The sequence below is a fragment of the Parapontixanthobacter aurantiacus genome (genome assembly GCF_009827635.1).
In the GTDB taxonomy this organism is placed as follows: Bacteria; Pseudomonadota; Alphaproteobacteria; order Sphingomonadales; family Sphingomonadaceae; genus Parapontixanthobacter; species Parapontixanthobacter aurantiacus.
Genome location: NZ_WTYW01000001.1, coordinates 741034 through 763871 on the forward strand (window position 1 = coordinate 741034; position 22838 = coordinate 763871).

15 protein-coding genes and 1 tRNA gene are annotated in these 22838 nt (G+C 61.3%); 8 read left to right on the forward strand and 8 right to left on the reverse strand.

Annotated elements, in window-relative coordinates:
* The first annotated feature begins 13 nt into the window (after window positions 1-13).
* The 3 genes from addB to trxA all read left to right on the forward strand — a co-directional run bounded on the left by addB (window position 14) and on the right by trxA (window position 6861).
* Complete coding sequence (gene addB, locus GRI38_RS03630; RefSeq protein WP_202389830.1) at window positions 14-3019, forward strand: double-strand break repair protein AddB; 3006 nt, start codon at window positions 14-16, stop codon at window positions 3017-3019.
* On the forward strand, window positions 3016-6462 hold the full coding sequence (addA, locus tag GRI38_RS03635; RefSeq protein WP_160681548.1) for a double-strand break repair helicase AddA: 3447 nt from the start codon (window positions 3016-3018) through the stop codon (window positions 6460-6462). The genes addB and addA overlap by 4 nt, the downstream gene beginning before the upstream one ends.
* Window positions 6463-6540: 78 nt before the next feature.
* Window positions 6541-6861, forward strand: coding sequence for a thioredoxin (gene trxA / locus GRI38_RS03640; protein WP_160681549.1), 321 nt, complete (start codon window positions 6541-6543; stop codon window positions 6859-6861).
* On the opposite strand, the gene GRI38_RS03645 is transcribed toward trxA, so the two are convergent.
* Window positions 6858-7691, reverse strand: a complete 834-nt coding sequence (locus GRI38_RS03645) for an inositol monophosphatase family protein (protein ID WP_337191233.1) — start codon at window positions 7689-7691, stop codon at window positions 6858-6860. The two genes, trxA and GRI38_RS03645, sit on opposite strands and share 4 nt — an antisense overlap.
* Complete coding sequence (gene argJ, locus GRI38_RS03650; protein WP_160681550.1) at window positions 7688-8914, reverse strand: bifunctional glutamate N-acetyltransferase/amino-acid acetyltransferase ArgJ; 1227 nt, start codon at window positions 8912-8914, stop codon at window positions 7688-7690. The genes GRI38_RS03645 and argJ overlap by 4 nt, the downstream gene beginning before the upstream one ends.
* 98 nt (window positions 8915-9012) lie before the next feature.
* Here argJ and GRI38_RS03655 point away from each other — a divergent pair, with 98 nt between their 5' ends.
* The 3 genes from GRI38_RS03655 (at window position 9013) to GRI38_RS03665 (ending at window position 12913) form a co-directional block, all read left to right on the forward strand.
* Window positions 9013-9282 carry a hypothetical protein gene (locus tag GRI38_RS03655; RefSeq protein WP_160681551.1) on the forward strand — a complete coding sequence of 90 codons (270 nt, stop codon included), beginning with the start codon at window positions 9013-9015 and terminating at the stop codon, window positions 9280-9282.
* A gap of 90 nt (window positions 9283-9372) precedes the next feature.
* Window positions 9373-12138, forward strand: a complete 2766-nt coding sequence (gene secA / locus GRI38_RS03660) for a preprotein translocase subunit SecA (protein ID WP_160681552.1) — start codon at window positions 9373-9375, stop codon at window positions 12136-12138.
* A 31-nt stretch (window positions 12139-12169) separates the two neighbouring features.
* Window positions 12170-12913 carry a sulfite exporter TauE/SafE family protein gene (locus tag GRI38_RS03665; RefSeq protein ID WP_160681553.1) on the forward strand — a complete coding sequence of 248 codons (744 nt, stop codon included), beginning with the start codon at window positions 12170-12172 and terminating at the stop codon, window positions 12911-12913.
* Between the two features lie 45 nt (window positions 12914-12958).
* Here the strand turns inward: GRI38_RS03665 and GRI38_RS03670 are convergent, their stop codons facing one another.
* From GRI38_RS03670 to GRI38_RS03680, 3 genes are all read right to left on the reverse strand, one after another.
* The gene (locus GRI38_RS03670) at window positions 12959-13843 is read right to left on the reverse strand and encodes a sulfotransferase (protein ID WP_160681554.1); all 885 of its coding nucleotides are present in this window, start codon (window positions 13841-13843) and stop codon (window positions 12959-12961) included.
* Between the two features lie 102 nt (window positions 13844-13945).
* Window positions 13946-14020, reverse strand: a tRNA-Asn gene (locus GRI38_RS03675).
* A 99-nt stretch (window positions 14021-14119) separates the two neighbouring features.
* A complete protein-coding gene (locus GRI38_RS03680) occupies window positions 14120-14902 on the reverse strand; it encodes an NAD kinase (protein ID WP_160681555.1) in 783 nt (260 codons plus the stop codon).
* 138 nt (window positions 14903-15040) lie between these two features.
* Between GRI38_RS03680 and GRI38_RS03685 the strand changes: the two genes are divergently transcribed.
* Window positions 15041-16396 carry a GGDEF domain-containing phosphodiesterase gene (locus GRI38_RS03685; protein ID WP_237487334.1) on the forward strand — a complete coding sequence of 452 codons (1356 nt, stop codon included), beginning with the start codon at window positions 15041-15043 and terminating at the stop codon, window positions 16394-16396.
* Window positions 16397-16398: 2 nt separating this feature from the next.
* Here GRI38_RS03685 and mfd read toward each other — a convergent pair whose 3' ends face one another.
* On the reverse strand, window positions 16399-19890 hold the full coding sequence (gene mfd / locus GRI38_RS03690; RefSeq protein ID WP_160681556.1) for a transcription-repair coupling factor: 3492 nt from the start codon (window positions 19888-19890) through the stop codon (window positions 16399-16401).
* 52 nt (window positions 19891-19942) lie between these two features.
* Entirely contained in the window at window positions 19943-20239 is a 297-nt protein-coding gene (locus GRI38_RS03695) for a succinate dehydrogenase assembly factor 2 (RefSeq protein WP_160681557.1), read from the reverse strand.
* A 56-nt stretch (window positions 20240-20295) separates the two neighbouring features.
* Here GRI38_RS03695 and recG point away from each other — a divergent pair, with 56 nt between their 5' ends.
* A complete protein-coding gene (recG, locus tag GRI38_RS03700; RefSeq protein WP_160681558.1) occupies window positions 20296-22359 on the forward strand; it encodes an ATP-dependent DNA helicase RecG in 2064 nt (687 codons plus the stop codon).
* Here recG and GRI38_RS03705 read toward each other — a convergent pair.
* Complete coding sequence (locus GRI38_RS03705; RefSeq protein ID WP_160681559.1) at window positions 22356-22829, reverse strand: low molecular weight protein-tyrosine-phosphatase; 474 nt, start codon at window positions 22827-22829, stop codon at window positions 22356-22358. The genes recG and GRI38_RS03705 overlap by 4 nt on opposite strands.
* Between the last annotated feature and the right edge of the window lie 9 nt (window positions 22830-22838).

Genomic DNA, 22838 nt, shown 5'->3' on the forward strand with positions numbered 1-22838 from the left:
TTCACGCGCCGCGATGATCAAGTCGCACCCCGACGTTTATTCGGTTGCGGCGCATCGCGGGTTCGCCGACGCCTTGGTCGCCGGTCTCGTCCCGCGCTATGCCGACGACATCTCGGGCATGGCGAACCTCACGCTTCTCTTGCCCAGCGGACGCGCCAAGCGAACGGTCGGCGAGGCGTTCGTGCGCCTCCTCGATCAGAACGACCGACGCGGGATGCTCCTCCCCCGGATGGCGGTCATCGGCGATATCGAACTCGACGAGGCGCTCGGTCACCTGCTCGATCCGCTCGGTTCGGACGATCTGCTGCCAGCCGTCGATCCGATGCGCCGGTGGCTGACCCTCACCGATCTGATCGCTGAGGAATGGGGCGAAGACATCCGCTCCGATGCTGCAAGGCTGCGTATGGCGCGCGACATGGCGGCGACGATGGACCGGCTGCTGATCGAAGAAGTAGCCCCCGACGACCTGCTGGGCGAACCGGTCCTCGACCTGCTCGGAGACTTGGCGCAGCACTGGACCGATTCTTTGCGAATGTTTGCCCGCATCCAGTTTCGCTGGCGCGCCAAGTTGGAAGAATGGGGGCGGGTCGATCTCGCCACGCGGCGCAATGCGCTGTTCGCCAAGGCAAGCGAGCGGTGGAGCCGAAATCCGCCGCATTTCCCGATCGTTGCTGCCGGCATTACCAGCGCTTCGCCGGGTATTGCGCGCCTGCTGCGAACGATTGCGTTCCTGCCGCAGGGTTCGGTCATCTTGCCCGATCTCGATCTCGCCATGCCGGACGATGTCTGGGACGAACTCGGCTCGGCGGGTGCTCCAACGGCCGATGGCTCGACGCCATTTTCCCGCGACGACGCCGTGACCCATCCGCAATATCACCTCAAGCTCCTGCTTAATCGGATGGGTGTCGCACGCGGAGAGGTGCGACCCTGGCATCGCAAGGGCGACATGGCTGGCCCTCCAGCGCGCAGTCATGCGATATCCTCGCTTTTCCTGCCGCCGAAGGCGAGCCGGATTTGGGCGCAATTGCCACCGGAAAAGCGGCGTCTCGCAGGCATCAGGATTATGGAAAGCGCCAATCCGGAAGGGGAAGCGCAAGCGGTCGCTCTTCTCGTTCGGGAGGCGCTGGAAACGCCAGCGAAACAGATTGCGGTCGTGACGCCGGATCGCAACCTCGCCGCGCGAATAGCCGAGCACTGCCTTCGCTGGAACATCGTTGCCGAGGACAGCGCTGGAAAGCCTTTGTCGATCACGGCGGCCGGGCGGCTCGTTTTGCTATTGGCTGAAACCGTGGCCGAGAATGCCGCGCCGGTGCCGCTCGTCTCGCTTTTCTCGCATCCGCTGGTGGACGGCGGAGGGGATCGAGGCATCTGGCTCCGGCGCGTTCGTGAGCTGGAATTGCTGCTCCGCGGTCCACGACCGGAAGGCGGTTTGCGACCGATCGAGGCAATGCTGACCGAGTTTGCGAGGAAAAGGAAAAGCGACGAGCCTCTCGGGTGGTGGCAGGTCTGCTGCGACGCACTCGAAAATCTTTTCGCGCTGGCCGAACGCGAGCGCATCCCGATTGCCGAGTGCTGCGAGGTTATGATCGAGGCGGGCGAGAAACTGTGCGGCGAGCGGTTGTGGGCACGCGAGGACGGACGTGCGCTGTCCCAGTTTCTCGACGACTTGCGGCGGCACGCATGGGAAGCCGGCACGATCGTCGCCATAAGCGATCTTCCCGCGATCCTGTCCGACGCGATGGAACGGATTGCGGTTCGACCGCCCTATGGCGGCCATTCGCGCGTGGCGATCTACGGGCTTCTGGAATCGCGTATGGCCCGCGCCGACGTGATGATCTGCGCCGGGTTGAATGAAGGAACCTGGCCAGCCGGAGCGACCATGGATGCAAACCTCGCGGCTCCGGTCCTTCGCGCATTGGGCGTGCCCGGACCGGATTACCGGATCGGGCTCTCCGCCCACGATCTCGCAAGTGCGTTGGGCGCTCCCGAAGTCGTGTTGAGCAGGGCGCGACGCGACGAATCCGGTCCGGCGATCGCCTCGCGCTTCCTTCTTCGTGTCGAAGCACTGATAAACGATCCGGAAGGTGCCGCGAAAGAGGCGCGGATGCCCGAACTCGCACGTCGGCTCGATGCGCCTACCGAAGCGTTGCCAGCGTATGAGCGTCCTGCGCCGCGTCCGTCCCCGGCGCAGCGCGACGTTCCGATCACCGTGACCGCGCTTGATCGCCTGCGCGGCGATCCGTATCAGTTCTATGCTTCTTCCATCCTGCAACTAAGATCGCTCGATGCGCTCGATGCGGCGGCCACGCCCGCCTGGCAGGGTAACATCGCCCACGACATCCTCCAGAAATGGCACGAGGAAGGTCAGCGCCGCGACATCGTCGAAGTCGCCGACGAGGTTCTGGAAGCGACGCATACCGGCGCTCTTACCATCGCGCTATGGCGTCCGCGTCTGATCGATGCACTGCGCTGGATCGCGCTTTCGCTGGAAGGCGACGACGTTCGCACGGTGCTCGCGGTCGAACGCAAAGGCGAGATGATCGTCGACGATGTGCGAATTTACGGGCGGGCCGACCGCATCGACCGGATGGGGGACGGAACGCTTGGCATCGTCGATTACAAGACCGGCAAGCCGCCGAGTGCCGCGATGGTCGAAAAGGGATTTGCGCTTCAACTGGGTCTGCTCGGCCTCATTGCCCGCCAGGGGGGCTTCGAAGATATCAGCGGCGAACCGGAATGCTTCGAATACTGGTCGCTCGGCAAGTCTGCGAAGAGCGAGACGGGGTTCGGCTATGTCGAGACGCCGCTCAAGGTCGATCGCAAGCGAAGCGGAATTGCACCTGATGATTTCCTCCCCGTGACGGAAGGTTTCCTCCGGGGCGCGATCGCGGACTGGATCAAGGGAGACGCGGCTTTCACGGCGCGCCTCAATCCCGATTATCCCGCTTATAACGATTACGACCAGCTTATGCGGCTCGACGAATGGCTTCCTCGTCTGGCGGAAGAGGAAACCGAATGAGCGGTCAGGTCTATCGCCTCGAAGGCGCGCAGCGCGACGCGATCGACCCTCGCGAGAGCGTCTGGCTGTCCGCCTCTGCCGGGACCGGCAAGACGCAGGTTCTCTCCGCACGCGTACTGCGCCTGCTGCTGAGACCCGACACGCGGCCCGAACAATTGCTGTGCCTGACATTCACCAAGGCAGGCGCGGCGGAAATGGCGGTGCGCGTCAATTCGGTGCTGGCCCGCTGGGTGCGCCTGCCGGAAACGGAACTGGCGGCAGAGTTGTCGAATATCGGCGCACCGATCGATCCGGCGAGCCTCGACCGGGCTCGTTCGTTGTTTGCCAGCGTTCTCGATTGTCCCGGCGGCGGCCTGCGGATCGATACGATCCACGCCTTCGCCCAATATCTGCTGGCGAGCTTCCCCGAAGAAGCGCGATTGATGCCGGGAACCAGTGCGATGGACGACCGCGAACGCGACCTCCTGTCGCGGGAGGTGCTTGGCGATCTCGTCGAGGAAGCCCGCCGGTCGGGCGATCCGGTTTTCGCTGCGATCGAGACGATCAGCCGCAGCAAGGGGCCGGATGCCGTGCTTCGCTGGCTGATGCGCTGTACCGCGGCGCAGGACCTGTGGACAGGACCGGGTGGCTGGAGCCCGCCGATGCGACCGCGTGCTGCGCGCCTTCTGGGATTGCCGGCAGACCTGACGCAAGAGGATCTTGCCGAGCGATGCGGCGACGGTGCCTTCCCGATCGCGCAAGTGAGGGAAATCGAACGGATCGCGCGCGACTGGAACACGAAGACCGGGACGAACATCGCGGACTTCCTCAGTGAATGGCTCGCCCTTGATCCAGCTGAACGCCTCGACCGGCTCGGCGGGTTCTACGGCACGGCGCTCACCAAGGCGGGAACGCCGGTCGCGGCGCTGGCGAAGCGATCCGAGACTTACGAACGAGCGGTCGAGGAGATCAAGGCAGGTCTCGAAGCGATCGGCGAAACGGCTGCGTTCATCGACTTTGCGGACACGCTCGCACCGACGCTCGAACTCGGGCGGCGCTTTGCCCTACGCTGGGACGAGGCGAAGGCGCGCGAGGGGCTCATCGATTTCGACGATCAGATCAGGCGAGCCGCTCGCCTCCTCGGCGATGCATCGATGGCGGCATGGATCCGCTACAAGATGGACCGGCAATTCGATCACGTTCTGATCGACGAGGCGCAGGACACGAACAGCGCTCAATGGGACATCGTCTTTGGCCTCATCGACGACTTCTATGCCGGTCTAGGTGCTCGTGAGGGCAAGGTGAGGACCATCTTCACCGTCGGCGATTACAAGCAGGCAATCTTCGGTTTCCAGGGCACGAGTCCGCGGAATTTCGAGGCTGCGAAGCGCAAGGTCGCGGAGCGCATGGCTGCGGCGGCGAATAATGCAGCGCTTCTGCGCGACGCTCCGGAACCGCGCTATCTCAAGGATTTCGAGCTCGAACGCTCCTATCGCACCTCGTCCCATATCCTCGATTTCGTCGATCGGGCGATCGCGGAAATCGGCCCGGAAAGCTTTGGTCTGTCCGACGGCGAAGTCGAACATGTGGGGGAGGGCCGCCCCGGCATCGTAGCCTTGTGGAACACTGTGAAGGACGGGGTTTCGGAGGACGACGACCGCGAGGACGAGGAGGGGGGCGAGAACTGGCTGTCCCGCCACGATCGCAAGATGGCCGACAAGATCGCCCGGCAGGTGGCCCGGTGGATGACAGACGAACCGTTCGAACTGGCTAAAGACCAGGCCCGCCGCGCAACCCCCGGTGACGTTATGGTGCTTGTCAGAAAGCGCCGCGAACTCGCTTCGCTGATCGTCGCGCGCCTCTATGCCCATGGCGTTCCGGTAGCGGGCGTCGACCGGCTTCGACTGGGCAATCCGCTCGCGGTCAAGGATCTGATGGCGGCGATCCGTTTCGCAGTGCAACCCAATGACGACCTCAATCTCGCGAATTTGCTGGTTTCCCCGCTATGCGGCTGGTCGCAGGAGGATTTGCTCACGCATGGCTATCGGCCAGACGGCGTGCGGCTATGGGACCACCTTCGAAAGTCGGAACAGCCCGTTGTCACCCGAACGGTAGAGGAATTGCGCAATATCCTAGCCAGAGCGGACTTCTCCACACCGCAGGCTCTGTTGCACTACATTCTCGTCGGACCGATGAAGGGGCGCGCAGCCCTGATCGCGAGGCTGGGGAGCGAAGCCAACGATCCGATCGACGAACTACTGAACGCGGCCCAATCCTATGCCGGTTCGCATATCGTGAGCCTTCAGGGCTTCATCCAGTGGTTCGATGCTGGCGAGGGCGAACTGAAGCGCGAGGCAGGGGAGGGCGGCGATCAGGTCAGAGTGATGACTGTCCATGGAAGCAAGGGTTTGCAGGCGCCAATCGTCATCCTCGCAGATGCTGCGGGCAAGCCTTCCGAGCCTGGCGATCTCTTGCTCGAGGAACGACTTGCCGACGGTACGACCAAAAGCGTTCCCATTCCACGCCCGGCGAAGGAGCAGCGGGTAGGGCCGCTTCTGACCGCGATCGAAGAAGCCAATGCCCTTGAAATGGAAGAGCACTGGCGCCTCCTTTACGTAGCGATGACACGAGCCGAGGAGGCCCTTTTCATCGGTGGTTCGCTCGGTCCACGCGACAAGGGAGAAGCGCCCGAGAACAGCTGGTATAAAAAGCTCAAACCGCTCTTCGAAGATAATGCGCTGGAAGATCCGATATGGGGCTCGCGCTGGGAGATAGGGCAGCGCGCGAAGCCGTCGGCGACTCAGCAAAAGCAAGCCGAGGAAGTTGCCTTCGCCTTCCCTGAATGGGTCAGGCGGCCCGTCGGCGCTGAACCGCGTCCGCCGCGTCCGCTGTCGCCTTCGGCACTCGGCCAGGCGGAGCCGTCCTTTCCGCCGCTCAAACCCGATGAGCGGGCGGCGGCAGCGCTTCGCGGAACCCTCATTCACAAGTTGCTTGAGCGTCTGCCCGATGTTCCAGAAGGTGGACGAAGCGAGTTGGTCCGAAATTGGCTTGCCCGACATGGTGAGGAATTTACCGTGGAGGAACGCGAAGAGATTGGCGAACAGGCGCTTTCCCTTCTTGGGGATGCTCGCTTCGCTGATTTGTTCGGGGAAAACTCTCTAGCCGAAGTGCCATTCTCGGCCATCGTCGAGGGTCGCGTCGTTATCGGGACCGTCGATAGGCTGGTGCTGACTGACGAATACGTCCGCATCGTTGATTACAAGACGACGCGCCGGCCCCCTTCCGACCTATCCGAAATACCCGAGGCGACGATAGAGCAAATGGCCGCTTATGCCGCGGCATTGAAGGCAATATATCCGGATCGCGCCATCGAAGTGCATCTGGTCTATACCCATGCTCCTAAGACCTTTGTCCTTCCCTACGATATGCTGGAGGCGGCACAGGCCGGGTTCGCGGGGGAGTAGGAAAGCTTCGCCCTCATCCAGCTTGTCGAAACCGGAACGCTTCCTAGCTGTTATTGAGAAGAAAACAGGAGATATACGATGCCCACCAGCGCCGTCACCGATGCTAGTTTCCAAAGCGATGTCCTTGAAAGCGACAAGCCTGTGCTGGTCGATTTCTGGGCGGACTGGTGTGGACCCTGCAAGATGATCGGCCCGGCGCTGGAGGAAATCAGCGACGAACTGGGCGAGCGCGTTACCATCGCCAAGATGGACATCATGGAAAATCCGGATACGCCCGGAAAGCTCGGTGTTCAGGGCATTCCCTATCTCGCGCTCTACAAGAATGGCGAGATCGTTGCGGATATGCGCGGTGCCGCGCCGAAGAGCCAGTTGAAGGGCTGGCTCGAACAGCAGCTTTAGGCTGATCGTGCAGGAAGCGCCGCGAGGCGCTCCGCCAGATCATCGAACAATCGTGGCGATGCCGCTCCGACGAGGCCGGTTCGATTCGGTTCGTTGACGCGGTATTCGCTGCCGTCCAGCCGCGCGACCTTGCCGCCCGCTTCATTGAGCCATAGCGCGCCTGCCGCATGATCCCATGACAGGGTTCGCTCGAAGATCGAAACGTCGTTCGTTCCGAATGCCAGCCTTGGATATTGCTCTGCCGCACAGCGAGGAATGTCGACCAGCTGGTAATGCGGGGCGATGTGTTCGCGAATGGCCTCGCGGTGCTCTTCCTGCATGAAGACGAGGGAGATCGCTGCGACCGGCTTGTCCTGACCGGTCTCGCTAGCGCGAACAGGCTCTCCGTCTGCCCAAGCCCCGGAGCCGCGATGTGCAGAGCAGAACCGGCCGGTCAGGCAATCGTAAATCCATCCTTTTGTGGCGATGCCGTTCTCGGCCTGTGCAAGAATCATTCCGAAGGGCGGATTGCCCTTTGCAAAATTGTTGGTTCCGTCGAGCGGATCGATGATCCAGCACGGCCGCGTCAGCCCCTCGCGAACCGAAGGATCGGCGTGAACTGCCTCCTCCCCGACGATGGCCAGCGACGAGTCGATCTCGGCGAGCCCGTCGGCCAGCATCCGTTCTGCCGCATGATCAGCGATCGTCACGACGTCGTCGGTTGCCTTGCTTTCGATGTCTCCGGCATCCAGCGATTGAAAATGCGGCAGGATCGCAGTCTCCGCCGTGCGCTTCATCAGCGCATGGATAGCTTTGTCGAGCGAACGATCCGCTTTCGAAAGCGATTTCACGAGCGGTAATCCGCATTGATGGCGATATAGCCATGGGTAAGATCGCAGGTCCAAACCGTCGCGTGACCCTGACCAATTCCCAATTCGACGCGAATATCGATGGCATCACCAGACAAATGCTCGGCAACGGGGCGCTCGTCGTAGTCCTCGACCGGTTGGCCATCACGCGCGGTCCATACGCCGCCGAATGCAATCGAGAGGCGATCCCTGTCGGCGGGTTCGCCGGCCTTTCCCACAGCCATCACGACACGACCCCAATTCGCGTCGCCGCCGGCGATGGCGGTCTTGACGAGGGGGGAGTTGCCGATAGCCAGACCGATCCTGCGGGCGCTTTCATCGGAAGCAGCGCCCACGACATCTATGGTTATGAACTTCTGCGCTCCTTCCCCGTCGCGCACGACGAGTTGGGCGAGCTTTCGGCACAAGTCTGTCAACGCAGCGGCGAATGCGTCGGCTCCGGCGTCGTCCTGCGATGTGATCGTCGGGTTAGCGGCCTTGCCCGTTGCGAAAGCCAACACGGTATCGCTCGTCGACGTGTCGCCATCGACCGTAATGCACGAGAAGGTCTGCTCGTTCGCTCGTTCGAGCATCTCTTGAAGCAGTGCTGGCGATATCGCCGCATCGGTGAATACATAGCCGAGCATGGTTGCCATGTCCGGCGCGATCATGCCGCTTCCCTTGACGACACCGACCAGTTCGACCCGCGCATCGCCGATCATCGCACTCGTTCGGGCGGCCTTCGGAAAGGTATCGGTGGTCGCGATGGCGTCGGTCGCCTCGCGCCACCCGACCGGAGCGCTGTCCAACACTGCCGCGATGCCGCGCCGAGCCTTGTCTTGCGGAAGCGGTACGCCGATGACGCCCGTAGAAGAAACGAAAACTTCTCCGGGTTCGCAGCCCAAATGATCGGAAACCTGCTTGGCGATCTGCTCGACGGCTTCGCGCCCGCGATAGCCGGTAAAGGCATTGGCATTGCCCGCATTCACAACGAGCGCGCGCGCCTTACCCCTCTCGCGTTGCTCGCGGCCGAGTTCGACCTCGCTCGAGGCGCAGGCGCTTTTCGTGAAGACGCCCGCTACGCTCGTTCCCTCGGCCAGTTCGATGAAGGTCAGGTCGGCTCGGTCCCAATCCTTGTACTGCGCACGCGCAACGCGCACTGTAACACCCTCTATTTCGGGAAGTTCGGGGAACGGAAGGGCGAGCGGCGAGCGGGTCAGGTCCATGCGCAACGCCTGTATCGAAGGAACAGTAGGCAGGCTATTCTCAATTTCGTGCGCCGGGCATAGACCTTTAACTTGTTATGCGATATGCAGGCGCCACCATGTTGAAACGGCTACTCACCTGTCTGGCATTACTGACCGGTCTCGCCGCGATCGGAATTCCGGCGCAGGCCTTTTCCGTGGCGGCGATGGCAGCGGAGGTCGATGGTCGCGACAAGGCGAGCGAAACGCCTGCCGACGTGGAATGCGAAGTTCTCGCTCCTCGTGGCTGGCAGCGCAAGGACGTCAAGCGCATCCGGTGCAAGCCGGTGGCCTCGACGACGATATTCCTGCCGACGGTGCAGATGGGTATCGACCGCGCCTACGAATAGGCGAACGCTTCCTACATCGTTGTTTTTCTACGCTCGCGCCGAATGGCGGCGGGCTTCTTCGACTTATTTGGTGCCCGAAAGGCCGTCATCATGCTCAAGACCATCGCCAAATCGATCTTCGGTTCCTCGAACGATCGCTACGTCAAATCGCTCGGCAAGATCGTCCATCAGATCAACTCTCTCGAAGAACAGATAACCTCTTTCTCCGACGAGGAACTGGCGGCGCAAACCGAGAAATTCCGGGGACAGCTGGCCGACGGAAAAACGCTGAACGACATTCTTCCCGAAGCGTTCGCGACCGTACGCGAAGCATCGAAGCGCGTACTCGGCATGCGGCATTTCGATGTTCAGCTGATCGGCGGCATCGTCCTGCACCGCGGCGAAATTGCCGAGATGCGCACAGGTGAGGGCAAGACGCTGGTCGCGACGCTTGCGACCTATCTCAATGCGATCGAAGGCAAGGGTGTGCACGTCGTCACGGTGAACGACTATCTTGCTCCGCGCGATGCCGAATGGATGGGGCAGATCTATCGCTTCCTCGGTCTGAGCGTCGGCGTCATCGTTCCCAACCTGCCAGAACATGCACGGCGCGAAGCCTATCAGGCTGACATAACCTACGGGACGAACAACGAGTTCGGCTTCGATTACCTGCGCGACAACATGAAGCACAGCCGCGACCAGATGGTGCAGCGGCCGTTCAATTTCGCGATTGTCGACGAGGTGGACTCCATCCTGATCGACGAAGCGCGAACGCCGCTCATCATTTCGGGACCGACGGAGGACAAGTCGGAACTCTACGTCGCGCTCGACGAGGTTGTGAAGGAAATCCCTGAAGACTGGTACGAGAAGGACGAGAAGACCAAGCAGATTTCTCTGACCGAAGACGGCATCGAGGAGGTCGAAAAGCTGCTGATCGCGAAGGGCCTTCTCGAAACCGACAATCTCTACGATGTCGAGAACACGCAGGTCGTTCATCACCTGGATCAGGCCCTGCGCGCCGTTCACATGTTCAAGCGCGACACCGACTACATCGTGAAGGACGACAAGGTCGTCATTATCGACGAATTCACCGGTCGCATGATGGATGGCCGTCGCTGGTCCAACGGCCTTCACCAGGCTGCGGAAGCGAAGGAAGGCGTTAAGATCGAGCCGGAAAATCAGACGATGGCCTCGATCACCTTCCAGAACTACTTCCGGATGTATCCCAAGCTGTCCGGTATGACCGGCACGGCGGCCACCGAGGCTTCCGAATTTTGGGACATCTACAAGATGAATGTGGTCACGATCCCGACCAATCTGCCGGTCCAGCGGATCGACGAGGAAGACCAGTTCTTCAAGAACACCAAGGACAAGTTCCAGGCCATTGCCCGTTCGATCGCAGAAAAGAACGAAACAGGCCAGCCGGTGCTCGTCGGCACGGTCTCGATCGAAAAGTCGGAACTTCTTTCCAGCTTCCTCGACAAGGAGGGGGTAAAGCACGAAGTGCTGAATGCGCGCTTCCACGAAAAGGAAGCGCATATTGTCGCCCAGGCCGGGCGGCTCGGTGCGGTCACGATCGCCACCAACATGGCCGGACGCGGTACGGATATCCAGCTCGGCGGCAACGTCGAATTCCGGATCGAGGAAGAGCTTGCGCATCTGGAAGAGGGTGAGGAGCGGGACGCTGCCATCGCGCGGATCAAGGCAGAAGTTGCGGAGGAGCGGCAGAAGGTTCTCGAAGCCGGAGGGCTGTTCGTCCTCGGAACCGAGCGACACGAAAGCAGGCGCATCGACAATCAGCTGCGCGGTCGTTCGGGACGGCAGGGTGATCCCGGTCTCTCGCGCTTCTATCTCTGTCTCGAAGATGACCTCCTTAGAATTTTCGGACCCGATACGCTGTTCTCGAAGATGATGAATTCCAACCTCGAGGATGGCGAGGCGATCGGCTCGAAATGGCTTTCCAAGGCGATCGAGACGGCGCAGCGCAAGGTCGAAGCGCGCAATTACGAAATGCGCAAGCAAGTCGTCGAATACGATGATGTGATGAACGATCAGCGCAAGGTGATCTACGATCAGCGCGCCGAAATCATGGATAGCGAAGCAGTCGACGATGTCGTTCTCGACATGCGGCAGGACGCCATCAATGCGATGGTCAGCGAAACCTGCCCGCCGGGCTCGTATCCGGAACAGTGGAACATCGAAGGCCTTAAACATCGCCTCGAGGAAACGCTGGGAATAACGCCGCCGATCGAGGAATGGGTCGAGGAAGATACGGTCGAACCCGAAATCATCGAAGAACGCCTGCTGGCGCAGGTCACGCAAGCGATGGACGAGAAGACCGCGCAGGTGGACGAGGCGCGCTGGCGCGTGTTCGAGAAGGGGTTGCTACTCCGCCGTCTGGACTTCCACTGGAAGGAACACCTCGCAACACTCGACGCGCTGCGCCAGGTCGTCTGGCTGCGCGCCCATGCGCAAAAGCAGCCGATCAACGAGTACAAGCAGGAGGCATTCGGTCTTTTCGAACGAATGCTCGAAACGCTGCGCGAAGATGTGACCGGCGAACTGCTGAAGGTCCAGGTCGGCGCACCGGCCCCGCCTCCGCCGCCGCTTCCCGACCTGCCGGATTTCCTTACCGGGCATATCGATCCCTTGACCGGGCTGGATGATTCCAACGACGGCGATGGTTCTGCGCGTCGCGCTTCCCTGTTCGGCTCGCTCGCGGGCAGTCCGCGCGCGGCTGCGAGCCCGGGTGGTAGAGCGGACGACAATCCCTATGCCGATCAGGAGATCAGCCGTAATGCGCCATGCCCATGTGGTTCGGGCAGCAAGTACAAGCATTGTCACGGTGCAGTCGGCGCGCGCGAACCTGCGCAATAGAACTCTGAACAGCAGGAAAGCTCACCGCTGAATGATTGTCCTGGCGGTAGCCTTCCTGCTGACGGCCCTGCTGTACGCATCCGTCGGTTTCGGCGGAGGTTCGACCTATAGTGCCCTTTTGGCCCTGTCGGATGTCGATTATCGGATAATGCCGCTGCTCGCATTATCCTGCAACGTCATCGTGGTGGCGGGCAGTACGGTCCGCTTCGCACGTCGCAAGATAACCCCGTGGCGCGGTGCTGTCGTTCTGACGGCGATCGCCGCGCCCGCTGCATTTCTCGGTGGTTTGACACCAATCGACGAGCGAAGCTTTCTGCTGTTGCTCGGAGCAAGCCTTGTTCTGACCGGGCTTACGATGCTCGCGCCCGTCGCTACCGGGCCGCAAGGCGAGCAAGTGTCGCCGGGGGCGAAGTGGATGCCGATTGCCGCCTTTCCGCTCGGCTATCTCGCAGGCCTGGTTGGGATCGGCGGAGGCATCTTTATTGCTCCGCTATTACATCTCGTTCGCTGGAACGACGCGCGAGCCATTGCGGCAACGGCGAGCTTCTTCATTCTCGTCAATTCGATTTTCGGCATCGCCGGCCAGATCATGAAGGCTGGCCCCGATCGCCTCTCCGCCGCAATATCGTTCGGTCTGCCGCTCATGCTGGCTGTCGTGATCGGCGGTCAGATCGGCAGCTTGCTGGCGGTCCGCTTTTTACCGCTTGCCTGGATCAGGTGGCTTACAGCAGCCCTGACGATCTGGGTCGGCGCACGACTATTGACCGGCACGTAACTTGGCCTCCGTCTCGGCGAAGTGCCAATACGGGTTTGATAGCTCTCAGTGAGAGGATGTTTTCTCCCGATCGTCCGTCAGCCAATGCGATAGATCGCGATCTATCATGGTCTGCAATTTTTCCACCGACGGGCGGTATAGCGCGCGTGCATCGGCCCGTTCCTCATCGGTCAACTGATACTTATCTCCGTCGACCGCAAAAAGAAGATCGCGTCGTTTGAGCAGTAGCGCATTGCGCATCTTTACCGGAAGATGAGGATAGACGAGGTTCAGAGCGCGATCGAACTGGCGAATGGTCCGATGGTATTTCGGATATTTCGTTCGGTTGGTCGTTTCCGGTTTGCGGTAATCGAACTGGGGATCGACGCCGATATGCCGACAAATCCGTGACAGCGTGTCCGAAAGATTCTTTCTGATGTCGGTAAACAGCACGATAAGCACGTTATCCCGCCCGAAAGTGTCGAAATACGTTTCCAAGTGCTTCGCGTAATTGCCCATTTCGAACATCGTTTCGTCGCGCACAAATTCGGCGAAAGGCATCGGCCGACCCGCCCCGTTCGGCATATAGGGCCCCATGCGACTGAACGCATAGTTGTAATGCGATCGCGCCCGTTCGACCGGGTCTCGAACGCAAAATATCAGTTTAAGGTCAGGATTGTCGGCCGCCATCAATGGCGCGACGCGCTCGGCAAGATGCAAGTAATAGGTCGATCCTTCGCCTGCGACCTGGTGCTCCGCCTTGTTCGCAAAAAGCGACTCATATTCCGACCGCGACATGCGAGGCGACATTACCTGCTTGTTCAGCGCCTCGGAGGCATAGAAATAGGGTTCTTTGGGCTCGGAAAAGAAGATGTCCGGATGCTGGCCAAGATATTTGGCAACCGCCGTCGTTGCGCATTTGGGCGCGCCTCCGATACAGAAATCGATCATCGGAAAATGCTAGACGGGCTGGACCGCAAGAGGCAACAGTTTGCGGCGCGCAGACGAAAGTTTGCCTACGGACGGACCACTATTTCAGTTTGTCGGAAAAGGTGGCTCCCCGAGTTGGATTCGAACCAACGACCAAGTGATTAACAGTCACCTACTCTACCGCTGAGCTATCGGGGAACAGCTGCGTTGCAGGACGCCGCCTATATGGTCCGCATTCGTGTTTGGCAAGCGTCCCTTTCGCGAAAATACGCCTTTCGACCCTTGCCATTGCGACAGTCAGGCAATGAACTGTTCCGCGACGATCCGTTCGTCCAGCGCCTGACCGGGATCGAACAGCAAGGTAAGGGCACGCTCGCGATCGATCTCGAGGCTTACCTCTGCAACATCGCGCACTTCCATCTGGTCGGCGACGACGGACACCGGCCGCTTGTCCGGTTCGCGTACGCGTAAGGTGACGCGCGATTTGTCCGGCAGGATCGCTCCGCGCCATCTGCGCGGACGAAAGGGGCTGATCGGGGTCAGGGCGAGAAGTTGCGAATCCAGGGGAAGGATCGGCCCGTTTGCCGAAAGGTTGTAGGCGGTCGAGCCGGCCGGGGTCGACAAGAGTACGCCGTCGCAAACGAGCTCGCGGATGCGGACCTTCCCATCGACTGCAATCTCTATTTTCGCCGTTTGCCGGGTTTCGCGCAGAAGCGAGACTTCGTTGATAGCGCGATAGGAAAAGGATGAACCCGCCTGCGTAGTCGCTTCCATGTTGAGCGGAGCGATACTGACCTGCCGCGCCCTTCGTACGCGTTCGACCAGCTTGTTCGGATCACGCAGGCGGTTCATCAAAAAGCCGACCGTGCCCAGGTTCAGTCCGTAAACGGGGAGGACCGCTTCGCGATCGAGCATATCGTGCAGCGTCTGCAGCATGAAACCATCGCCGCCGATGACCACGACGGCGTCGGCCTCGCTCGGATCGCACCAGTCTTGCAATTCCAACAGGCTGGTCGCTGCCTCTTGCGCGTTTTCGGTATCCGAAGCGAGCAATGCGATCTTTTCGAACTCGTCGTTCACGCGACCGCTTTTCCGAAGGAGTGTGCCATTTCGACTGCTCTAAGATATTCTGCGTGAAATGGACAATACGGGCGAGTAAGTATATTTTCATGAGTGGGTCGGCAATGCACGCTCAAAAGGGTTTTTCCGGATCGTAAAATGATGACCGTCTCGCCGAAATCGACAGGGCAGGGCAGGGAGGCTTCGGGCTTTTCTCTTGGGTCGGCTGACGCACGCGACAAATTGACTGGCCTCGCAAGCATTGCGCAGGCGCGGCAGACCATCGAAGGCTGGCGAGCGAATGCTGCCAAGCGCGACGCGCAGTTCACGATGCATGCGATGCTCGTTTCTCTGCAACGCATCGACACGATCAACGTCGCCTTCGGAGAGACGGCAGGCGATGGCGCACTTATCGAAGTGGCGCGGCGGATCACCCATTTCGCTGACGACGAATTTGCTGCAAGCGGCTGGCTGGCCGCGCGTGTGAGTGGAGGAACGTTCCTGATAGCTTCGCTCGAACGGTGCAGCCGAGAGCGTTGGCAGTGGCTTGCCGAAGCTCTGGCGGACGCGATCGCGCTTCCCGTATCCAACGTCGTCGGGGAGGGAACCGTTCGGCTCTGGCCGAGGGTCACGCTTATGCGGTCGGTCGATCTGGACACCGATGCGCTGCTAGACCGGATGGCGAGCGCTTTTGCCGAGAAGTTCGACGGCAATGCCCGCAGGATCGCATGGGTTAGCGACGACGCGCCGATCCACAACCGATCGAGCACGCGGCTTGAGGCGGACCTGATCGCGGCCCTCGACCGGGACGAAATAGAGATTGTCTTTCAGCCGCAATTTTCGGTTGCCGGTGAGCGCCTGATCGGGGCGGAGGCGCTCGCCCGCTGGCAGCATCCCGAACTCGGTCTGGTTGGCGCAAGCACGCTATTCACCATTGCCGAGCGGGCCGATCATGTCGCGCAGCTTTCGCGACATATCTCGGAAAAAGCTCTGCGACTTGCCTGCAAATGGCCGCAACCCATGCGCTTGTCGCTCAACATTACGCCCACAGACCTCTCATCCGGCAATTTTGCCAGAGATTTTCTCGCGATGATCGAGGAAGCAGGCTGCAAGACGAACAACATCACGGTCGAGATTACCGAGCAACTGCTGCTGACCGACCTTGTCCAGACCACCGAGACGCTCGAAGCGATAAAGGCCAAGGGCGTCAGTCTGGCGCTCGATGATTTCGGCGCAGGCTTTTGCAATTTTCGATATCTGAAAGTCCTGCCGCTCGACTACATCAAGCTCGACGGCACGATGATCGAGAATATCGAGAACGACGAACGCGACCTGTCCGTCTTTCGCGCGATCGTCGCCATGGCGAAAGCGCTCGAACTGAAGATCGTCGCGGAGGGCGTCGAGAGCGAGGAACAGCGCCGGATCATCGCACGGGAGAAATGCGACTTCTATCAGGGGTTCCTGAAATGCGAACCGCTTCGGCCCGAGAGGTTCATGGACCTTATCGGCAAGTAGATCTACGCTGCTTCTCGTTCCCTGTTACTCTTCTTCGCGATCCCGCTCAGACCCTTGGTCAGCTGGAACAGGCCGTTCAGCCGCGATTGCGGGTCGCTCCACTTCCTGCTGATGACGAGTTTCATGTCGGGACGCAGCTTCGCCGTGTCCTTCAGGCGATCGACATAGGCAAGCAGTCCTTCGGGATCGGGAAAGTCATCTTCGTGGAAGGTCACGAGCGTGCCCGCCGCGCCGACATCGATCTTGGCAATATTTGCGGCAATGGCCTGATGCTTGATTTCGAGAAGGCGAACGAGATTGGCGGTTGCCGAAGGGAGCGGCCCGAACCGGTCGATCATCTCGGCCGCCAGCCCCTCGATCTCGGCCTTGTCGGACGCATCGTTGAGGCGGCGATACAGCGCCATGCGAACGGCGAGATCGGGAACGTAGTCTTCGGGGATCATGATCGGTGCATCGACCGTAATCGAGGGGCTGAGTTTGCTGCGATCCTTCGCAAGACCCGCATCGCCGGCCTTGGCGGCGAGGATCGCATCCTCAAGCATCGACTGGTAGAGTTCGAAACCGACCTCGCGAATATGGCCTGATTGTTCGTCGCCGAGAAGATTGCCGGCCCCGCGAATGTCGAGATCGTGGCTGGCAAGCTGGAAACCGGCCCCGAGCGAGTCGAGATCGCTCAGCACCTTTAAACGCTTTTCGGCCACCTCGGATAGGGCGGTGTCCTGCGCATAGGTCAGACAGGCGTAGGCGCGGAGTTTTGCCCGGCCGACGCGTCCGCGCAGCTGATAGAGCTGCGCGAGCCCGAACCGGTCAGCACGATGAATGATGATCGTATTCGCGCTCGGGATGTCGAGACCGCTTTCGACGATCGTCGTCGACAGAAGGACGTCGTATTTCCGCTCGTAGAAAGCGCCCATCCGATCCTCGACTTCGGCCGGGGTCATCTGGCCGTGTGCGGTTACGAACTTCACTTCCGGAACGTTTTCCTTCAGCCAGTCGGCCAGCGGTTCCATGTCGGCGATGCGCGGCACGACGATGAAGCTCTGCCCGCCGCGATGATGTTCGCGCAATAATGCCTCGCGAATGACGACATCGTCCCACTCGCTCACATAGGTCCGCACGGCGAGCCGGTCGATCGGCGGCGTCTGGATCGTGGAAAGTTCGCGCAAACCGGTCATGGCCATTTGCAGCGTGCGCGGGATAGGGGTCGCGGTGAGCGTCAGCATATGCACGTCGGCGCGCAATTGCTTCAGCTTCTCCTTGTGCGTCACGCCGAACCGCTGTTCCTCATCCACGATGACGAGGCCGAGATCCTTGAACTTGGTCGATTTGGAAAGGATGGCGTGCGTTCCGATGACGATGTCCATCGTTCCGTCGGCAAGCGCCTCGCGCGTTTCCTTCGTTTCCTTCGACGGGACGAGACGCGAAAGCCGACCGACCTTCAAGGGAAAGCCGGCGAACCGTTCGGTGAAATTGGTGTAATGCTGCCGGGCGAGCAGGGTTGTGGGGGCCACGACGGCAACCTGCTTTCCGCTCATCGCGGCGACGAACGCCGCGCGCAGGGCGACTTCGGTCTTGCCGAAGCCGACATCGCCGCAGACGAGCCTGTCCATCGGCTTGCCTGCTTCCAGATCGCCGAGCACGTCGGCAATCGCGCGTTCCTGATCGTCGGTTTCTTCCCACGGAAAGCGATCGACGAACTGGTTGTAGTCGCCGTCTTCGGCATCCATCACCGGCGCCTTGCGCAAGGCACGCTGTGCCGCGGTCTTCATCAGATCGCCTGCAATCGCGCGAATGCGTTCCCTCAACTGTGCCCGGCGGCGCTGCCATGCCTCGCCGCCCAGCTTGTCCAGCATGACGCTTTCCTCGCTGCTACCGTAGCGGCTGAGGACATCGATATTCTCTACCGGGATATAGAGTTTGTCGCCGCCCTTGTATTCGAGCATCACGCAGTCGTGCTCGCTCTTTCCCGTCTTGATCGGTTCGAGGCCGAGATACTTGCCGATGCCGTGATCGGTATGAACGACGAGATCGCCCTTCACGAGTGCCGAGAGTTCGGCGAGAAAGGCGTCGCTTCCCTTCCGCGTCTTCCTGCGGCGGACCAGGCGATCGCCGAGAATGTCCTGCTCGGTCAGGAGCTCGAGTTCGTCGTTCGAGAACCCGGTGTCGAGCGGCAGGACGAGGATCGCAGGATCGCCCTTGCGCGCCGCGCCAAGCGCTTCCTGCCAGCTGTCGGTTTCGCGCGTTGCCGTTCCCGCTTCCTTGAGGATCGAAGCAATGCGCGCCCGGCTGCCCTTCGAATAGGCCGCGAGAATGGGGCGCTTGTTCGCCTTGCGCACTTCGTCGAGGTGCTGGACGACCGCTGTGTAAACGTTTTCGCCTCGCCCGCGCTCCGGGGCGAAATCGCGGGCTGAGGTGAAGCCGAAATCCACGGCTTTCGTGCCTTCAGGCTGATCGAAGATCATCGTTCGATGGACCGGCGTATTTTCCAGCGCCGCATCGAACTCTTCAGGGGACAGATAGAGTGCTTCGGGTTTCAGTGGCCGATAGCTGCCTGCCTTCTGCCCTGCGGTTTCCTTTCGCGCCGCATAGAAGTCCGTTACATCGGCCAGCCGGTCCTGTCCGGCTTGGATCGCCGCCTGATCGATCGCGACCACGTCGTTGTCTGTGTCGAGATAATCGAACAACGTCGCGAGCTTGTCTTCGAACAGCGGAAGCCAGTGCTCCATTCCGGCAAGTCGGCGACCCTCGCTTACCGCTTGGTATAGCGGGTCCTGCGTCGCGTTGGCGCCGAACATCTCGCGATAGCGGCTGCGGAATCGCTTGATCGTATCGTCGTCGAGCAAGGCCTCGCTCGCCGACAGGAGAAGATGACGGTCGAGCGTGCCCGTCGTCATCTGCGTATTCGGGTTGAAGGTCCGCAGGCTTTCTAGTTCGTCACCGAAGAAGTCGAGGCGAAGGCCGGCGTCGAGACCGCTCGGGTAGATGTCGACGATCGACCCGCGAATGGCGTATTCGCCGGCATCGATGACCGTGTCGCTGCGAGAATAGCCTTGCCGCTGAAGAAGCGCAGCGAGGCTCTCGCGTCCGATCTCGCTGCCCGGTTTGAACTCGCGAACGTTCTCGCGGATGCGGAACGGTGTCAGCACTCTTTGCAGGACGGCATTGACCGTCGTCACGACCAGTTGCGCCGCAGACTTTCCTGTCTGCAACCGATGAAGGGCAGAAAGCCGCTGCGCGCTGATCGAAAGGGCAGGGCTGGCCCTGTCGTAAGGCAGCGAGTCCCACGCCGGGAATTCGATGATCTCGAGTTCCGGCGCGAAGTAGCGAGCAACCTCGCTGGTCACGCGCATGGCTGCCTCGTCGGTGGTCACGAACACGGCGCGACCCTTCGCCGCGCGGGCGAGATCGGCCATGACGAGAGGCTGGCTGCCCTTGACGACGCGCGCCAGGGTCAGCGGCGAGCGGGCGGAGAGGATCTTGTCGAAATCGGGCATTGTTCTTCCAAGCGTCGAAACCGCGAACCGGTTTCCTCGTCGCGCGAAAATCCTACTTGCGGTCCGCGGCGGTAGGACCGATGCCGACATAGTCGAGCCGTTGCATGAATTCGAGCTGTCGGCCTTCGATATGCTCGGGCGCCGGCGCGGCTTGCAACGCCCATGCCATGACGTCGACATCGTCCTCGTCCAGCAAGGCCTCGAACCAGGCGAGTTCGGCGGCGCTCCATTCGGCAGCATAGCGATCGAAGAAGCCGCCGATCATGTAATCCGCCTCGCGCGTGCCGCGATGCCAGGCGCGAAACTTCGCGCGGGCGAACCTTCGCTTCAGATCGTCGCTTTCATGCATGACAAAGGCGCCTAAGCCACTCGCAAACATGGCGCAAGCGCCTATAAGGACCCGCGATGCGGCCGGACATTCTCAATCCCCTTTTTGCCGAAACCGATACGCTCGACGGTGTCGGACCGAAACTCAGGAAACCGCTAAAAAAGCTGGGCCTGACGCGCATCCGCGACATGATCTATCACTTGCCGGAACGCTTCGTGATGCGTCGCCGCGTCGACAGTCTCGACGAAGCGGGGATCGGCGAACAGATTATCGTCGCGCTCACCCCGACGCAGCATAAGGCGAGTTCGGGTCGCGGACCTTACCGCGTCCTGGCGCAGGACCAGATCGGCAATGTCGTCTCGCTCACCTTCTTCGGGCGGGCATCCTATTCCGCCCGCAAGCAACTTCCGGCCGGCGAGAAGCGGTGGATCGTCGGTCGGCTCGACCAATATGGCGACATGCTGCAAATCGTGCATCCCGATCACATCCTGGACGAGCCCGACGCTTCGCTCGATCGGGTATGCGAGCCGGTCTATGCGCTGTCGGAAGGGCTCACCCAGCCGCGTATTGCCGGTCTGATCGAACAGGCGCTGACACGTACGCCCGATCTTCCTGAATGGATCGAGCCGAGCAAGGCTGCGAAGGACGACTGGCCCGCCTGGAGAGAGGCGCTGCATCTGGCGCATCGCGGAGAGCATGAAGCGGCTCGCGAGCGCCTCGCCTACGACGAATTGCTGGCCAATAGCATCGCCTTGCTGCTGGTGCGCGCCGACAATCGCCGCCGGAAGGGAAGGGCGCTGGCCGGCGACGGGTCGCTTCGAGAAAAGCTGGCTTTGCCCTTTGCGCTGACCGGAGCGCAGGCGCGCAGCATTCGGGAAATCGAAGGCGATCTTCAGCAGGAAGCACCGATGCTGCGACTGTTGCAGGGCGATGTCGGTGCTGGAAAGACGGTCGTGGCTCTGAGTGCCATGCTGATCGCTGCCGAAGCCGGTGCGCAATCGGCCATGCTCGCACCGACCGAGATCCTCGCACGCCAGCATTTTGAGACATTGCGCAGGATGGCTGCTCCCACCGGCGTCCGCATGGCGCTGCTGACCGGACGCGACAAGGGCAGGGCGCGCGAGGCCACTCTGATGGGTCTTATGGATGGCAGCATCGACATCGTTGTGGGCACTCATGCCATCTTCCAGGACACTGTCGCTTACCGCGATCTCGCTCTCGTCGTGATCGATGAACAGCACCGTTTCGGCGTTGCCCAACGCCTGATGCTCGCCAGCAAGGGCCGCCGCGCGCCGCACACGCTGGCGATGACGGCCACGCCCATTCCGCGTACCCTGACCCTCGCGCAATATGGCGAACTCGATGTAAGCAAGCTCGACGAATTGCCGCCGGGCCGGCAGGCGATCGATACCCGCGTCGCCGGACTGGACCGGATGAGCGAGATCGTCGACGGAGTTGCGCGTCATGTCGAGAAGGGCGGGCAGGCCTATTGGGTCTGTCCGATGGTCCGGGACAATGATGCAGTTGGCGACGACATTGCGGCAGCAGAAGCGCGCTATGCCGCCTTGCGCGAACGCTTCGGCGACGACGTTGCCCTCGTCCACGGCCAACTCGCCCCCGAAGTGAAGGATGCGGCGATGGAACGGTTCGTCGCGAACGAGGCAAAGATACTCGTCGCCACCACCGTCATCGAAGTGGGTGTGGACGTGCCCAATGCCACCCTCATGATAATCGAGCAGGCTGAGCGGTTCGGGCTTGCCCAGTTGCACCAGCTTCGCGGGAGGGTGGGACGTGGTGCCGCCAAATCCGTGTGCATGCTGCTGCGCGGCGAGACGCTGTCCGAGACAGCGCGCGAACGGCTCGCCCTGATGCGCGAGACGCAGGACGGTTTCCGGCTCGCTGAGGAGGACCTACGCCTTCGCGGTGGCGGCGAGTTGCTTGGCACGCGGCAATCGGGCGACAACGCCTTTCGGATTGCCAGCCTGGATCAGATTACGCGCTTGCTGCCAAAGGCGCATGACGATGCGCGACTTCTAATTGAACGCGATGGCGGTCTCACCGGCGAGCGAGGGGAAGCGGCGCGCATCCTTCTCTACCTGTTCGAGCGCGATTACGGCGTCCAGTTGCTGCGAGGCGGTTAGGACTGCGTGGAAAAGCGGGCGACGAGCGCCTCGGCGGCAGCTGCGACATCCTCCCATGTATCGCTCAGGTGCTCTTCTCCGTCATAATAGGGGTCCGCGACGTCCGCGCCCTCGCGACCGGGAACCGCATCGAGCAACAGGCCGATACGCGCCGTCCCGTCGGTAACGTTGCGCGCCTTGACGTCCTCCAGGTTCTGCCTGTCCATCGCAAAGATATGCGTGAAGCGAGCGAAGTCCCGCGTGTGTAACTGGCGGGCGCGAAGGTTCGATATGTCGATACCGTGCTTCTGCGCTTCGGCAATGGCTCGCGGGTTGGGTGGTTTTCCGATGTGGTAGTCCGCCGTTCCCGCCGAATCGACCTCGACATCGAGGCCCGCCCGCTGGGCTGCCGCGCGAAAGGCACCTTCGGCAAGCGGAGAGCGACAGACATTGCCAAGGCATACGAACAGGACTGAATGACGATCGCTCATGTCCGGCGG

Bases quoted from the DNA above. Each gene is read 5' to 3' on its own strand.
- argJ (WP_160681550.1), bottom strand. From the start codon at position 8,914: ATGGACCTGACCCGCTCGCCGCTCGCCCTTCCGTTCCCCGAACTTCCC.
- GRI38_RS03705 (WP_160681559.1), bottom strand. From the start codon at position 22,829: ATGAGCGATCGTCATTCAGTCCTGTTCGTATGCCTTGGCAATGTCTGT.
- secA (WP_160681552.1), top strand. From the start codon at position 9,373: ATGCTCAAGACCATCGCCAAATCGATCTTCGGTTCCTCGAACGATCGC.
- GRI38_RS03685 (WP_237487334.1), top strand. From the start codon at position 15,041: ATGATGACCGTCTCGCCGAAATCGACAGGGCAGGGCAGGGAGGCTTCG.
- mfd (WP_160681556.1), bottom strand. From the start codon at position 19,890: ATGCCCGATTTCGACAAGATCCTCTCCGCCCGCTCGCCGCTGACCCTG.
- addA (WP_160681548.1), top strand. From the start codon at position 3,016: ATGAGCGGTCAGGTCTATCGCCTCGAAGGCGCGCAGCGCGACGCGATC.
- GRI38_RS03655 (WP_160681551.1), top strand. From the start codon at position 9,013: ATGTTGAAACGGCTACTCACCTGTCTGGCATTACTGACCGGTCTCGCC.
- GRI38_RS03695 (WP_160681557.1), bottom strand. From the start codon at position 20,239: ATGCATGAAAGCGACGATCTGAAGCGAAGGTTCGCCCGCGCGAAGTTT.
- addB (WP_202389830.1), top strand. From the start codon at position 14: ATGATCAAGTCGCACCCCGACGTTTATTCGGTTGCGGCGCATCGCGGG.
- GRI38_RS03665 (WP_160681553.1), top strand. From the start codon at position 12,170: ATGATTGTCCTGGCGGTAGCCTTCCTGCTGACGGCCCTGCTGTACGCA.
- recG (WP_160681558.1), top strand. From the start codon at position 20,296: ATGCGGCCGGACATTCTCAATCCCCTTTTTGCCGAAACCGATACGCTC.
- trxA (WP_160681549.1), top strand. From the start codon at position 6,541: ATGCCCACCAGCGCCGTCACCGATGCTAGTTTCCAAAGCGATGTCCTT.
- GRI38_RS03670 (WP_160681554.1), bottom strand. From the start codon at position 13,843: ATGATCGATTTCTGTATCGGAGGCGCGCCCAAATGCGCAACGACGGCG.